Annotated in this window: 10 protein-coding genes; 9 read left to right on the top strand and 1 reads right to left on the bottom strand. The window is 67.5% G+C overall.

Annotated elements, in window-relative coordinates:
- Positions 1-74: 74 nt before the first annotated feature.
- The gene (locus tag AA0Z93_RS04515; protein ID WP_413046212.1) at positions 75-1,037 is read right to left on the bottom strand and encodes a helix-turn-helix domain-containing protein; all 963 of its coding nucleotides are present in this window, start codon (positions 1,035-1,037) and stop codon (positions 75-77) included.
- A gap of 159 nt (positions 1,038-1,196) precedes the next feature.
- Between AA0Z93_RS04515 and AA0Z93_RS04520 the strand changes: the two genes are divergently transcribed.
- From AA0Z93_RS04520 to AA0Z93_RS04560, 9 genes are all read left to right on the top strand, one after another.
- Positions 1,197-2,258 carry a methyltransferase domain-containing protein gene (locus AA0Z93_RS04520; RefSeq protein WP_413046211.1) on the top strand — a complete coding sequence of 354 codons (1,062 nt, stop codon included), beginning with the start codon at positions 1,197-1,199 and terminating at the stop codon, positions 2,256-2,258.
- Positions 2,259-2,262: 4 nt separating this feature from the next.
- Positions 2,263-3,558: an MFS transporter gene (locus tag AA0Z93_RS04525; RefSeq protein WP_413046210.1), complete on the top strand. Its 1,296-nt coding sequence runs from the start codon at positions 2,263-2,265 to the stop codon at positions 3,556-3,558.
- Positions 3,555-5,927, top strand: a complete 2,373-nt coding sequence (locus AA0Z93_RS04530) for a decarboxylase (protein ID WP_413046209.1) — start codon at positions 3,555-3,557, stop codon at positions 5,925-5,927. The genes AA0Z93_RS04525 and AA0Z93_RS04530 overlap by 4 nt, the downstream gene beginning before the upstream one ends.
- On the top strand, positions 5,928-8,447 hold the full coding sequence (locus AA0Z93_RS04535) for an aminotransferase class III-fold pyridoxal phosphate-dependent enzyme (RefSeq protein WP_413046208.1): 2,520 nt from the start codon (positions 5,928-5,930) through the stop codon (positions 8,445-8,447).
- Positions 8,448-8,735: 288 nt separating this feature from the next.
- Entirely contained in the window at positions 8,736-9,908 is a 1,173-nt protein-coding gene (gene moeB / locus AA0Z93_RS04540; RefSeq protein WP_413046207.1) for a molybdopterin-synthase adenylyltransferase MoeB, read from the top strand.
- A gap of 9 nt (positions 9,909-9,917) precedes the next feature.
- On the top strand, positions 9,918-10,328 hold the full coding sequence (locus AA0Z93_RS04545) for a Mov34/MPN/PAD-1 family protein (protein ID WP_413046206.1): 411 nt from the start codon (positions 9,918-9,920) through the stop codon (positions 10,326-10,328).
- A 48-nt stretch (positions 10,329-10,376) separates the two neighbouring features.
- Positions 10,377-10,649 carry a MoaD/ThiS family protein gene (locus AA0Z93_RS04550; protein ID WP_413046205.1) on the top strand — a complete coding sequence of 91 codons (273 nt, stop codon included), beginning with the start codon at positions 10,377-10,379 and terminating at the stop codon, positions 10,647-10,649.
- Between the two features lie 92 nt (positions 10,650-10,741).
- On the top strand, positions 10,742-12,559 hold the full coding sequence (locus tag AA0Z93_RS04555; RefSeq protein WP_413046204.1) for a CoA transferase: 1,818 nt from the start codon (positions 10,742-10,744) through the stop codon (positions 12,557-12,559).
- Positions 12,556-14,205, top strand: a complete 1,650-nt coding sequence (locus AA0Z93_RS04560; protein ID WP_413046203.1) for a class I adenylate-forming enzyme family protein — start codon at positions 12,556-12,558, stop codon at positions 14,203-14,205. Before AA0Z93_RS04555 ends, AA0Z93_RS04560 begins: the two co-directional genes overlap by 4 nt.

Genomic DNA, 14,205 nt, shown 5'->3' on the forward strand with positions numbered 1-14,205 from the left:
GCCAGCAATGGCCCCCCTCCCTTCCCCATTGAGCCATCGAGGCCGCCCGAGACGGCCCGCGTTCACGAACAGGCTCAGCGCTTGCGACCAAAGATCGACTTCGGCGTCCGTCCAAAGTAACGGGTGAAGGCCACGGTGAAGTTGTTCGGATACTTGTACCCCACCTGCCAGGCCGCCTGTGCCACCTGTTGACCGGATTCGAGCAGGGTCATGGCCTTGCGCATGCGCAGGTCGAGCAGCATCTTCGCCGGCGTACTGTCGAACAGCAGGCGGAAGCCCTCCTTGAGCTTGTGTTCGTTCATGCCTACGGAGGTGGCGAGAAACTCCACGGTCAGCGGCCGGTGCAATTGCTCGCACAGCAGATTGCGGGCGCGCTCCACGCGCTCGACCTCCTGGGCACTGAGCGGTGCGTCGGTACTTTGCTGCGGTGCCAGCAGGTTGAATTGTTCCGAGAGCAGACTGAGGGTGTGGATGTGCAGGTCCAGGCGGTTGGCCGGGTCCAGCAGACCGGGCTGCAAGTAGCGCACCAGGGCCGCGGCATGGGCCTGGGCAGCCTGGGAGCTGGGGCGAAAGTCCAGCCGATGCAGGCGCCCGCTGCCCAACACCCGTTCGGCACGGGACTGGCCGACATACTTGCACAACGTGGCCTGATCGATCACCACACGCAGCTGCGATGCGGTTTCGTTGGCTTGATAGCGCCGTTCGCCAGGCGTGGCTCGAAATGCCGTGATGGTGGTGTGCCCGGCCTCGAACGCGAGATGGCTGCCGTCCTGGCCGACGAAGCCCGACTTACCTTGCAGCCCGATCGTCACCACCATCACGTGGCCATCGTGGGGACCCCAGGTTTCCTCGATCAAGGTGCGCGTGGGGTGGTAGTGCAGACGCCCTAACGACAAGCCCTGCTCGAGCTGCAGCAGCTCGGAGTGGCATTGCCCCAGGGTTTCGTCCAACTGCATGCACAAGCGGCCATCGGCCAGCACGTTGCGGTGACGCGGTGAGTCCAGCCCGAGGCGGCAGCTCCCTTTCGATGTGTTCATGACAGACGTCCCTGAGTCGCAGCAGCCGGCGTATCGCATAGGAACGGCTCCGGCTCGCATACTTATACTGAATGATTCTCATTTAATATATATCACCTTTTTTAGTGATTAGGCCACGCGTTGTTTCCTTGAAGTCGTGGCCACGTACAGGGAGTTACCGTGCCTCAACCCTCACCGCCGACCCCGGACACTCAGGACCTGAGCCACTCGCACGCGCTGCAACCCTTCTGGAACCTGCAACTGGGAGGCTTGGGCGCCGACGCTTTACAGGCGGCGCTGAGCTGCGGCCTGTTCGATCACCTGGAGCACTTCGACAGCGCCGAACACCTGGCCCACACCCTGGGCCTGGACCCGCACAGCACCGCGCTGATCCTCGAACTGCTGTGGAGCCTGGCCCTGCTGGAGCGTGACGAGCAGCAGCCTGCGCGTTATCGCAACCTGCCGGTGGCCGATCGGCACCTGCACAGCGCCGCCAGCCAGTACTGCGGCGATGCGTTGTTGTTTCGCCACCGAGTGATGCGCCAGACCGGCAGCCAACTCAGCGACTACCTACGCAACGGTGTCGCGCCCACCTGCCCTACCGCTTCGACGCTGGGCTCGGCCTGGGCCAATGCGGCGCGGGTGCAGATCGCCCAGGAGCAACGCGCGGTCACGGGTGAAGTGGCCTGCGCGCTGCTCGAGCGCCTGCCGGAGTTTCGTCATCTGCAACGCATGCTCGACCTGGGCGGCGGTCCGGGTCTGGTCGCCATCGCGCTGGCGCAAGCCTTGCCCGCACTCGAAGGCGTGGTGTTCGAGTACCCCGAAGCAGCCGTCGTGGCCCACGACAACATCGCCCGGGCCGGCTTGCAAGCACGCTTGCAGTCCCGTGGCGGCGACCTCAACGAAGACGACATCGGCAGCGACTTCGACCTGATCTGGTGCTCCTCGGTGCTGCACTTCGTCGACGACCTACCCGCCATGCTGCGCCGTCTGCATGCCGCCCTGCGTCCTGGCGGACTGCTGGTGTGCTGTCAGGCCGAAGTGCCGCGCGAGCGGCAGGCGGCGGCGCAGGTGCTGCCCTATTACCTGCACATGCGCTTGCAAGGCCGCCACGTGCTGGACGAAGGCGCCCTGGCGCAGCGTCTGCAACAGGCCGGTTTCGGCGACGTGCAACAGCTCTGCGGCCTGCGCTTCCCGGTAACCCCGGTCAACGCCGTGATCGCCCGACGCCCCCGAGGATGAACCCATGACCCGCGCACGCAACGCCAGCCTGCAATTGCTGTTCGGCTGGCTCAACCTGGCCCTGGCCGTGCCAGGCATCTACCTGATGTTCGGCATGCCGCTGGTGATGCGCCAGTACGGCTGGAGCGGCACCGAAATCGGCCTGTTCCAGCTCGCCGCGCTGCCTGCGGTGTTCAAGTTCCTGCTGGCCGTGCCGGTACAGCGGCTGCGTCTGGGCAAGGGCCATCTGGTGCACTGGTTGCTCTTGCTGGGTACCGCGCTGCTGGTGCTGTACTGGCTGATCGGTCGGCACAACCTGATCGAACAGCGCCTACCGCTGTTCGCCATGACCTTGGCCATCAGCACCCTGGTCACCTGGATGGACATCCCGCTCAACGCCCTGGCCGTGCAGTGGCTGCCGCGCAGCGAGCAGCTGCGCGCCGGCAGCATCCGTTCGGCGGCGCTGTTCCTCGGTGCCATCGTCGGCGGTGGCGCGATGCTGCTGGTGCAGGCGCGTCTGGGCTGGCGAGCGCCTTTCCTGATCATGGGGGCGGCGCTGCTGATCGGTGCGCTGCCGCTGCCACTGCTGCTGCGCAAGCGTACTGCGGCGCCTGTGCCCGAGCGCGCGATGCCCGTAGGCACGGCTACGAGCCTGGTAGCGGACTGGGTGGGCTTCTTCGACCAACCGGCCGCCCGTCAGTGGACCTGGCTACTGCTCAGCGCCTTTCCGTTCATCGGCGCGGCCTGGCTGTACCTCAAGCCGCTGATGCTCGACCAAGGCTTGCCGATGCAGCAAGTGGCCTGGCTGGTGGGCATTCTGGGCGGCAGCGTCGGTGCCCTGGCCAGCCTGCTCGGCGGCCGCCTGATCGGCGTGCTCGGCACCGCTCGGGCCATCGTCGCCTACTTGCTGGCCGCCCTGCTGGCCCTGGTGCTGCTGACCGTCACGGTGTGGGTGCAACTGGGCGTCGCCTGGTTGATCGCCAGCACCGTGGCGCTGGCCGCGAGCATGGGCGCAGTGTCGGCGCTGATGTTCGGTCTGACCCTGTTCTTCAGCCGCCGCCAGCGCACCGCCAGCGACTACGGGCTGCAATCGAGCCTGTTCGTCATCACCCGCCTGGCCGCTCCCGTGGCCGCCGGGCTACTGCTAGACCGCTTGGGCTACCCCGGCATGCTCGCCTGCCTTTGCGCTGGCCTGCTGCTGGCCCTGCTCCTGGCTTGGCGCGTGCGCCAGAGCATCGCCGGCAGCGCCGAAATGCTGCTGGCCAGCGAACGCCAACCCGTCGTCGGCACCGTCTCGATCCTCAGCGAGGGCAAACCATGAATCCCCGTTCCGTCGGTATCTGCCTGGTCAGTCGTGATCGCCAATTGCACGCCGAAGTGCAACAGGTGCTCGACCGCCTCAATCACTGGCTGGGTCACGAAACCCCGACGCCACCCTGCCCCTGGCCGGACGTCGATCCGCAGGGCCTGTACCGCCAGGTGGCCGCGCAGGCACAGGCCTACATCCGCGGCCATGCTCGCGACCACGCGCTGCACCTGGTGCTGCAGGTGTTCGACGATGCCCCTAGCGCCCAAGCCGCGCTGGCCATCGACAGCCACGACAGCGACTACGTACTGTTCGATGCCCGCGACCAGGCCCAACCCAGCGTCTGCGACCCCCTGGTGGCGCTGCTCGCAGCGCAACCGGCCGCCAAGCGCTCGCCCAGTTCCGCGCTGTTGCTGTGCGACGAACAGAGCCTGCCGCACTGGCTCAACTGCCTGGGCGGCAACCGCCTGATCCGTGCTCCGCACGCCGACATGGCGTTGCGCTGCGCCGACTTGCTGCGGTTGTTCGTCGATCACCTCGAGCACGCCTATTTCAACCGCCTGCTGGCGCGTACCACGCTGCAGTCGAGCGAGCCGGTGGCCCTGGCCCGCGACATCTGCGTGCGCATGCAGTTACGTTGGGGCGAGCAATGGGACTGCCACTTCTTCACCGGCTCCATGGTCGCTGGCCTGATCGATTCGATGGGCCTGCTGCTCAAGGGCAGCGGCTGCGGCTTCGCCACCGCCAGCAACGAGCACGCCCTGGCGGTCAGCGCACTGGCCGGCTGGCAGCTGTACCGCCGCGCCTACGTGATCGTGGTGACTTCCGGCATGCTCGACGAAATGCGCGGCACCTTGGCCAACCTCAAGCGCGCCGGCGCTCCGGGTCTGGTGGTCTGCGCCGACTCGCCGGAAAGTGTGTGGTTCGCTTTCCAGGGCAGCCTCGATGGCGACAACGACGGCCACCAGGTCATCGCCGCACGCGGACTGTGGCAGCGTTTCATCCGTCGCCCGGAAGACGCCCGCGCCAGCGTGCAAGCGGCCTTCGCCGCACTCGACGTGCAACCTGCGCCGACCTTTCTGTTCGCCACCCAGGCGGTGCTCGAATCGCGGGTCGATGCCGGCCCTGCCGCCGACCTGGAGCCTGTGGTCACGCCAGAGGCGGACCTGGACGACGAACAGCACGCCGCATTGGAGCGCATGCTCGCTGTGCTCAACGGCGAAACCTCGCCGATACTCTGGCAATGCGGGCGGCTGACCGAGGCCGAGCGGCTGCGGGTCATGGAACTGGCGCGACGCGGCGGCCTCGCCCTGGCCGACAGCATCGTCGCCCCCGGCAGCGTCTGCGCGTACCAAGACCAGGAGCCGCTGCTCAACTATCTCGGCCCACTGTCGATGTATGGTTTCAGCCGGCGCATCCACGCCCTGCTCGAACGCCCCGAAGCCGACAGCGGTAAACCCTGGCTGTTCTTCCTCAAGAGCAAGATCGACCAGTCCGCTACGCCCTATTCCGAAGGCCGGCTCAAACGCCTGTTCCATATCGGCCAGGTCAACCAGCGGCGCGAGCACCTGGCGCCGTTCACCGAGCTTGCCCTGTGTCTACCGCTGCGCCGCGTGCTCGACTACCTCGAACCACGTCTGGCGGTGCCGGCGCCGTTGTTGCGTGCCCGTCGCGAGCACCTGCAACGCTTGCAGCGCACCCCTGAAGCGCTACCCAGCGACCGGCTGGAAACCCTGCCGATGACGCCGAACTTCTTCTTCCACCGCCTCGGGCAACTGGTGGGCGAGCTGATCGAAACCCAGGGTTACCGCTACACCGGTGTGTACGACGTGGGCCGCTGCAGCATTTCGGCGATGCGCAACCTGCCGCGCACCGACGCCGGGTTCTCCGGCTGGTATGGCCGTGCGCTGATGGGCGATGCGTTGATGTCGCTGCCCTACATCGCCCTGAACAACCGCGAGCATGTGCTGGCCTTCATCGGCGACGGCGCCCGCGCGCTGGTGCCGGACATCGAGCAGCGCCTGGCCATGAGCCTGGCCAGCGCGGCGGACGCGGCCACGCGCAACGTCACCGTGCTGTACCTGGCCAACGGCGTGCTGTCGATGATCCAGACCTACCTCGACAAGCGCTATGCCTGCCACGGGGCGGCCCAGGTCAACGTGCCGCTGGTGCCGGGGCCGGAGTGGGAAGAACGTCCCTTCGGCCCGATCACCGTATGCCGCGCCCGTTTGCTGAGCTTCTGCGCCGACACCTTGCGCCAGGCGCTGACCGCGCCAGGCCGGCTCAATTTCTTCGACGTCTGGCTGGGCCACAACTCGGAGGGCGATGGCTTGAGCCTGGTCTCCGAAACGGCCTGGAGCCGCCTCAACACAGAGACCCACTGAATGAAATTCGGATTCATTGCCCACCCCACGTCTACCGGCCTGCTGCATCAGGTCAAGCTGGTCGACCTGCTCGATCGCACCCTGGCCGAACAAGCCTGGGGGTACGACAGCGAGCGTTGGTGCCAGCGCAACCTGGTGCCGTTCGTCGACTTCGGCCGCATCAGAAGCGCCTGTGGCGCTGAATGCTCAGGGATGCTGCAATTCATGCCGCTCACCGCCGAACAGATGCTGCGCCAGCCCCGGGCCATTGCCGAACGCGTGTTGCAAGGGGCCAACCAACTCAAGGCCGAAGGCGCCGAACTGGTCGGTTTGGGCGGCTTCACGGCGATCGTCGGCAACCGTGGCCTGGCGACCATGGAGCAGGCCGACGTGGCGGTCACCACCGGTAACTCACTGACCGCCTACGCCGCCTACCGCAACCTGCTCGACAGCCTCGAACGGTTGGGCGTGGCCGCCGAAAATGCCGAGGTGGCGATACTCGGCTACCCCGGTTCCATTGCTCTAGCCGCGGCACGGCTGCTGGCGGAACGGGGTTGCCGCCTGCGCCTGGTACACCGTGGCAACGTGCGTCAGGCCGAGGCGCACCTCGACTACCTGCCGGCGCACTTCCACCGCCAGGTGACGCTGCACGACAGCATCGAGGGCTGTTACGAGCAGGTGCGTTTCTTCGTCGCAGCCACTTCCAGCGGCGGCCTGATCGATCCACGACGGCTATTGCCAGGGTCCGTGGTGATCGACGCGGCGCTGCCCAAGGACGTGATGGACGTTCCCCACACGCGCCGCGACATCCTGCTGGTGGACGGCGGCCTGGTCTCGGCCAGCCAGGATGTGCACCTGGGGCTGCGCACCCTGGGCCTGGAACCCAAACGCAGCATGAACGGTTGCCTGGCCGAGACCATCATCCTCGCCCTGGAAGGTCGCGCCGAGCCGTTTTCCATCGGCCGTGAACTGCCGGTGGACAAGGTGCTGGAGATCGGCCGCATCGCCGAACGCCATGGCTTCAGCCCTTCGCCCATGGCCAGCGACGGCGAAACGCTCGGCGCCGACGACTTCGCCCGCCTGCACCGCCATCACCATGGCGCCCGGCCGGTACGCACCAGCGATGCCCAGAGCGACCCGCTGCGCCTGCGCCGCGAGGTGCTCAACAGCTTCGGCGAGCACATCAACCCGGTGCTGCGCGAGTTCTACCAGTTCAACCACATCGAGCGGGTGTTCAGCCACGGTCAGGGCTGCTGGCTGACCGACCTCGACGGGCGCCGCTACCTGGACTTCGTCGCCGGCTACGGTTGCCTCAACAACGGCCACAACCACCCGGCCATCAGCCAAGCGCTGCAAGGCTATCTGCAACAGCAGTTCCCAACGTTCATCCAGTACATCTCCGCACCGCTGCACACCAGTCTGCTGGCCAAGCGCCTGGCGGACCTGGCACCGGGCGAGCTGCGCCGGGTGTTCTTCAGCAACTCGGGCACCGAGGCGGTGGAAGCGGCGCTCAAGCTGGCCCTGGCCGCGAGCGACAAGCACACCGTGCTGTATTGCGACAACGGCTACCACGGCAAGACCCTCGGCGCGCTCTCGGTCACCGGCCGGGCCAAGCACCGCACGCCGTTCGAGCCCCTCTTGCCACGCTGCGACAGCCTGCCCTTCGGTGACCTCCAAGCCCTGCGCGCACGCCTCGAACAGGGCGACGTGGCGGCGCTGATCATCGAGCCGATCCAGGGCGAAGGCGGCGTGATCCTGCCGCCGGACGGTTACCTGGCCGGGGTCCGCGCGCTGTGCGATGAATTCGACTGCCTGTGGATCCTCGACGAGATCCAGACCGGGCTGGGCCGTACCGGCAAGCTGTTCGCCTGCGAATGGGAGGCTACGGCGCCGGATATCATGCTGCTGTCCAAGTCGCTCTCCGGCGGCTTGGTACCGATCGGCGCCACCTTGTCACGCGAAGCGGTGTGGCAGCGTGCCTATGGCGACATCGACACCTTCGCCCTGCACACGTCGACCTTCGGCGGCAACAATTTCGCTGCCGCCGCGGCCCTGGCGGCGCTGGACGTGCTGGAGCAGGACGGCCTGACCGCCAATGCCGCACGAGTCGGCGCGCAGTTGCATGGAGGCTTGCAGCGCATCGCCGAGCGTCACCCGTTCATCAAGGCGGTGCGTGGGCGCGGGCTGATGCTGGCCATCGAGTTCCACAACAGCATGAGCGGAGCCATCGAGGCACTGGTGCGCGACATGGCCGGACGCATTCCCGGCCAGGCCGGCGCCACCTACCGCATGTTGTCGGCCAAGGCCCGGCACCATCTGGAAGCCGCGATGGAGGAACTGGAGCAGAGCCTGGAGGACATGTTCGTATTGCGCCTGATGACCAAGCTGTCGCAAGACCACGGCATCCTCACCTTCGTCACCGCCAACAACAATCGGGTGATGCGTATCCAGCCGCCGCTGGTGCTGAGCCAGGAGGACGCGCAACGCTTCCTCGATGCCTTCGCCAGCGTGTGCGAAGACCTGGCCACGTTCGAGTCCTGAAGTCGCCACGTGCCCCTGTCCGTGAAGTCACGGGCAGGCGGCATCCATCCGACGCATACCCTGTCCTCGCCATGCGCCGTGCGAACAGCGCACGACGCCCTCGCTGCCCTTGTGACCAGGCGCAATGGCCTCGAAACGCCGACCCATCCCGCTCGTGTCGAACATTTCCCGCCGCGCATAGCAATTTGCCCGTTTGCCATACGAAAGCCCCGACCCGGCACATTGAATCGACCAGCAATTCAAATGAAAATGGTTACAGTTCGTATCTACTGAATGGAAGAAAGCGATATGACCCTACCGCCACTGGTCGAACCCGGTGCCGAGCTGACGCGCGAAGAAATCAACCGCTACAGCCGCCACCTGCTGATCCCCAACCTGGGCATGGACGGACAACGCCGTCTGAAAAACGCCAAGGTGCTGGTCATCGGCGCGGGTGGGCTAGGCTCGCCCACCCTGCTCTACCTCGCTGCTGCCGGCGTCGGCACTCTGGGCGTGATCGACTTCGACCGGGTCGATGAGTCCAATCTGCAACGCCAGGTGATCCACACCGTGGAGAGCATCGGTACGTTGAAGGTCGACAGCGCCCGCCAGGCCATCGCCCGGCTCAACCCGCTGGTCGAGGTGCTCACCCACAGCGAGCGGCTGGAACCGGATACCGCCGTGGCCCTGTTCTCGCGCTACGACCTGATCCTCGACGGCACCGATAACTTCGCCACCCGCTATCTGGTCAACGACGCCTGCGTACTGGCCGACAAGCCCTACGTCTGGGGCTCGATCTTCCGCTTCGAAGGCCAGGCTTCGCTGTTCTGGGAAAACGCGCCCGACGGCCGCAGCCTCAACTACCGCGACCTCTACCCTGCGCCACCGCCCCCGGAGCTGGCGCCGTCGTGCGCCGAAGGCGGCGTGCTCGGGGTGCTGTGTGCGGCCATCGCCTCGATCATGGCCACCGAGGCGATCAAGCTGATCACCGGCATCGGTGACCCGCTACTGGGCCGCCTGATGGTCTACGACGCGCTGGACATGAGCTACCGCGAGCTGGCCATCCACCCGCTGCCGGACCGCCAACCGATCACCGCGCTGAGCGACTACGAGCACTTCTGCGGTCTGAAACGCCCGGACCCAGCGCACGCCGAACCCGTGGCGCACATCAGCGCGGCGCAGCTCAAATCGCTCAGGGACGCCGGCCAGGCGCCGGTGATCATCGACGTGCGCGAGCCTACCGAGTGGGACATCGTGCGCATCGACGGCGCCTTGCTGATGCCCAAGACCACCCAAGTCGCCGAACAGATCCTGCAACGTTTCGGCGCCGACGCCGACCTGGTCATCACCTGCAAGTCGGGGCTGCGCTCGCAAGCGGTGTCCAGCGAGCTGCGCCGACTCGGCCTGCATCGGGTGCGCAACCTCGAAGGTGGCGTGCTGGCCTGGGTGCGCGACATCGAACCTGCGCTCCCGAGCTACTGAGGCCGCGCCATGCCCTTGCACATCACCCGCGCGGCGCTTGCGCAGGTCGAGCGCCAGGCCGCTGCCGAGCATCCCTTGGAGGCCTGTGGCGTGATCGCCTCGCAAAACGCTTCGACGCTGGCCTCGCGGGTCATCCCGCTACGCAATCAGGCGGCGTCGGCCACCTGGTTCAGTTTCGAGCCGCGCGAGCAGTTGCGGGTGTGGCGCGAGCTGGACGAGCGTGACGAGCAATGCCAGGTGATCTACCACTCGCACACCGCCAGCGAAGCTTGGCCGAGCCGCGACGACATCGCCCTGGCCAGCGATCCGGCCGTGCATTACCTGATCGTTTCGACCTGGCCCCAGGCCAGGCACAAGGTCCGCAGTTTCCGCATCGTCGAAGGGCGTGTGTTCGAGGAACAGCTGGCCATCCACGCTTGAGCTGACCGCCTCTGCGGCGGCTCGGGTTACCCCATACAGGAGATTCACATGTCGGTTTCAGTCATGGTTCCAACCCTGCTGCGCCCCCTCACCGAAGGCCAGAAGAAGGTCCAGGCCCAAGGCGAGACGGTACGCCACCTGATCGACCACCTGGATGCCCACTACCCTGGCATCAAAGCCCGCCTGGTGCAGGGCGACGAGGTACACCGCTTCGTCAACCTCTACGTCAATGACGACGACATCCGCTTCGCCGAAGGCCTGGACACCCGCACTGCGACCGGCGATACGCTGACCGTGCTGCCGGCAGTCGCCGGCGGCTGATCGCTTTTTTCACCACGCGCCCCGCAGGGAGGCGCGTGCGGCCACCCGACCTTGTGTTGGACGCCTACTCCTCTCAGCCCGAGAACCTCGACATGCCCCCGATTCTGCACGACGCCGGCCTGGCCTGGCGTAGCGGCCCCTGCCTGCCTGCCTGGCAGAGCCTGAGCGCCGCGCTGGCCCACCAGGGCAACGGCCTTGGCCTGCGCCCTATGGGCAATGCCGTCGCCGGCGACGCGCCGGCGCTCAGCCTGCACCATCCCGACCTGGCGCCACTGCATGTCCGCTGGCGCGGCCTGCCGACGCTGCCGATGGGGTTGTCCACCGAGTTCACGCTCCAGGCCACCTGTGGCCTCATGTCGGTGCACGGCCGCGCCAGTGGCAGGCCCCAGGCCCTGGGCGTGAATTACCTTGCCTGCCTGAATGCCGCGTTGAGCTGGCAGGCCGCCCTGGCGGCCGCAGTCGGCCAGTTGCGCGGTGCCCCGCTGCGCGAGGTGACGCTGACCCCGGCCAGCGGCGCCTTGCTGAGCGTCGGCCAATATCTGGCAGGCGCCACCGCGCCGGAAGACGCCGAACACCTGCTGCCCGGTCGGGACGATGCCCTGGCCCGCCCGCCGTTCGTCTCCGCCGACGGCGCCCTGTTCGAACTGGAGACCCTCGACAGCCAGCCCTGGCGCCTGTTCTGGCGCACGCTGCAGGTCAGCGATGCGGTAGCCGGCAAGGCCTGGCAAGGCTTCCTGCTGCGCTACGCCCGCGCCACTGCGGCCATGCCGGCCGAGTGCCTGGAGGCCCTGGCCAGGCAACCGCTGGCGCGCTTGCAGCAGATCGCCCGCGACTGTGGCGTGGCGTTGGTGCCCCTGCGCAGCCTGGCCCAGCGCCAGGCGGACGCGGACCATCCCGCCAGCCTGGCCAGCCCCTGGCAGTACCGACGCAACCCGGCTTGCGCCACCCGCACGCTCGTGCCGCGCCAAGCAGGTGGCGCGCTGCCGCTGCACGGCATCCGCGTGGTGGAATCCTGTCGGCGCATTCAAGGACCGATGGCCGGCCACCTGCTGGCCCTGCTCGGTGCCGAAGTCATTCGTCTGGAACCACCAGGGGGCGATCCGCTGCGCAACATGCCGCCGTGCGCCGACGACTGTTCGGTGCGTTTCGATGCACTCAACCATTTGAAGCGCGTGCGCGAGGTCGACATCAAAACGGCTGCCGGCCGCGCCGAGATCCACGCGCTGTGCGCCGAGGCAGACGTGTTTCTGCATAACTGGGCGCCGGGCAAGGCCGCGCAGCTGGCGCTCGATGCCGACGACCTGCACGCCATGCACCCGCAGCTGATCCATGCCTACGCCGGCGGCTGGGGCGACGCCGCCGTGGACGCGCCCGGCACCGACTTCACCGTGCAGGCCTGGTCGGGCGTGGCTGCGCAGGTCGCCGCTGCTTCGGGCACCCGCGGCGGCACGCTGTTCACCGCGCTCGACGTACTGGGCGGGGTGGTCAGTGCGCAAGGCATCTGCGCCGCCCTGCTCGACCGCGAACTGCACGGCCGCGGCGCACGCCTGCACAGCTCGCTGCTCGGCACCGCCGACCTGCTGCTCGCCGGCCAGGCGCCCGAGCGACCGGCCGCCTACCTGCAAGGCGTGTTCGCCACTGCCGACGGGCTGCTCGCCCTCGATTGCCAGACCCGCCAGCAGCACCAGGCCCTGAGCCAACTGCTGGGCGGCCAGGCCAGCCCCGCATACCTGCGCCAGTGCCTGGCCGGTGCCCCGACCGAACACTGGGTCGACGCCTGCCTGCACGCAGGCATCCCGGCCGGCCTCGTCCACCAAGACCTCGCCCTGCTCGGTGCCGACCCACGCCTGGCGCCGTGCCTGACGCAACGCACCTACCGTTCTGTTCAATCACCGTGGAGTTTCCGATGAACACCGCTGGCATCATTGATCTGGTCCCTCTGCATACCCGTCGCCGCTGGAGCGAGGACGGCAGCTACCCCAATCAGGACGTTTTCAGCCTGTTCCGCCTGCGCGCCGCCGCCACGCCGGACAAGCCGGCCGTGCTGTCCCCGGACGGCGACATCAGCTATGCCCACCTGCTCGACGCAGCGCTGCGCCTGGCCGGCAGCCTGCGCGACAACGGCATCGTCGCCGGTGACGTGGTGGCGTATCAGCTGAGCAACAGCTGGCACTGCTGCGCCATCGACCTGGCGGTCGCGGCCCTTGGCGCCATCGTCGCGCCCTTCCCGCCGGGGCGTGGCAAACTCGACATCCAATCGCTGGTGCGCCGCTGCGATGCCCGTGCGGTGATCGTGCCGCAGCGCTACGCCGACATCGACCTGTGCGAAGTGATCGAATCGCTGCGCCCGACGCTGCTGTCGTTGCGCGTGCTGATCGTCGATGGCGAACCGCGCGCCGGGTGGTCGACCCTGGCACGCTTGCTCGACGGCGAGCCCTTGCCCACGCCCAGCCTGCCCAAGGTCTGCCCGGACTCTCCGGTGCGCCTGCTGGTGTCGTCGGGGACGGAGTCCGAACCGAAGCTGGTGGCTTATTCGCACAATGCCCTGGTCGGCGGACGCGGACGCTTCCTGCAACGCATCAGCAGCGACGGCGCCGAATTCCGCGGTCTGTACCTGGTGCCGCTAGGTTCTTCGTTCGGTTCCACCGCCACCTTCGGCGTACTGGCCTGGCTCGGCGGCTCGCTGGTGGTGCTGCCGCGCTTCGACGTCGGCGAGGCGGTCAAAGCCATCGAGCAATTGCGTCCGACCTTCATCCTCGGCGTGCCGACCATGCTCCAGCGCATCGCCGCCGACCCGGCCCTGGCGCAGATCGACAAGTCGAGCCTGCGCGGGCTGATCTGTGGTGGCTCGGTGATCGACGAAGCCACCGTGCTGCGCTGCACCGAGCGCTTCGGTTGCGGTTTCATCAGCCTCTATGGCTCGGCCGACGGGGTGAACTGCCACAACACCCTGGACGATCCGCTGGACGTGGTACTGGGCAGCGTCGGCAAGCCCAATCCGGCGGTGTGCGAGATCCGCATCGTCGACGACCTGGGCCGTGAAGTGCCACAGGGCGCGGTCGGCGAGATCACCGCGCGCGGGCCGCTGAGCCCCATGCAGTACGTCAACGCCCCGGAGCTCGACGCGCGCTACCGCGACGCCGAAGGCTGGGTGAAGACCGGCGACCTGGGCCTGATCGACCCACAGGGCTACCTGGTACTGGCCGGGCGCAAGAAAGACATCATCATCCGCGGGGGCGCCAACATCAGCCCCGTGCAGATCGAAGGCCTGGCCATGGCCCACCCCGATGTGGTGACCGTGGCCTGCGTGCCGGTGCCCGACCCGGACCTGGGCCAGCGCGTGTGCCTGTGCGTGACCCTGCGCGAGGGCGCAGCGCGGTTCGCCTTGCAGGACATCACCCAGTTCCTGCGCGAGCAGGGCCTGGAGGTGAACAAGCTGCCCGAGTACCTGCGTTTCTACCGCCACCTGCCGCTCACCCCGGCCGGCAAGATCGACAAGCGCGCATTGGCCGCCGATGCCCAGGGCCTGGTCGAACCGACCCGGCAGGTAGGTTGA

The organism is Pseudomonas phoenicis (assembly GCF_047302395.1).
In the GTDB taxonomy this organism is placed as follows: Bacteria; Pseudomonadota; Gammaproteobacteria; order Pseudomonadales; family Pseudomonadaceae; genus Aquipseudomonas.

Excerpts from the sequence above, each read along its gene's own strand:
- AA0Z93_RS04515 (WP_413046212.1), bottom strand. The coding sequence starts at position 1,037 with ATGAACACATCGAAAGGGAGCTGCCGCCTCGGGCTGGACTCACCGCGT.
- AA0Z93_RS04525 (WP_413046210.1), top strand. The coding sequence starts at position 2,263 with ATGACCCGCGCACGCAACGCCAGCCTGCAATTGCTGTTCGGCTGGCTC.
- AA0Z93_RS04530 (WP_413046209.1), top strand. The coding sequence starts at position 3,555 with ATGAATCCCCGTTCCGTCGGTATCTGCCTGGTCAGTCGTGATCGCCAA.
- AA0Z93_RS04535 (WP_413046208.1), top strand. The coding sequence starts at position 5,928 with ATGAAATTCGGATTCATTGCCCACCCCACGTCTACCGGCCTGCTGCAT.
- moeB (WP_413046207.1), top strand. The coding sequence starts at position 8,736 with ATGACCCTACCGCCACTGGTCGAACCCGGTGCCGAGCTGACGCGCGAA.
- AA0Z93_RS04545 (WP_413046206.1), top strand. The coding sequence starts at position 9,918 with ATGCCCTTGCACATCACCCGCGCGGCGCTTGCGCAGGTCGAGCGCCAG.
- AA0Z93_RS04550 (WP_413046205.1), top strand. The coding sequence starts at position 10,377 with ATGTCGGTTTCAGTCATGGTTCCAACCCTGCTGCGCCCCCTCACCGAA.
- AA0Z93_RS04555 (WP_413046204.1), top strand. The coding sequence starts at position 10,742 with ATGCCCCCGATTCTGCACGACGCCGGCCTGGCCTGGCGTAGCGGCCCC.
- AA0Z93_RS04560 (WP_413046203.1), top strand. The coding sequence starts at position 12,556 with ATGAACACCGCTGGCATCATTGATCTGGTCCCTCTGCATACCCGTCGC.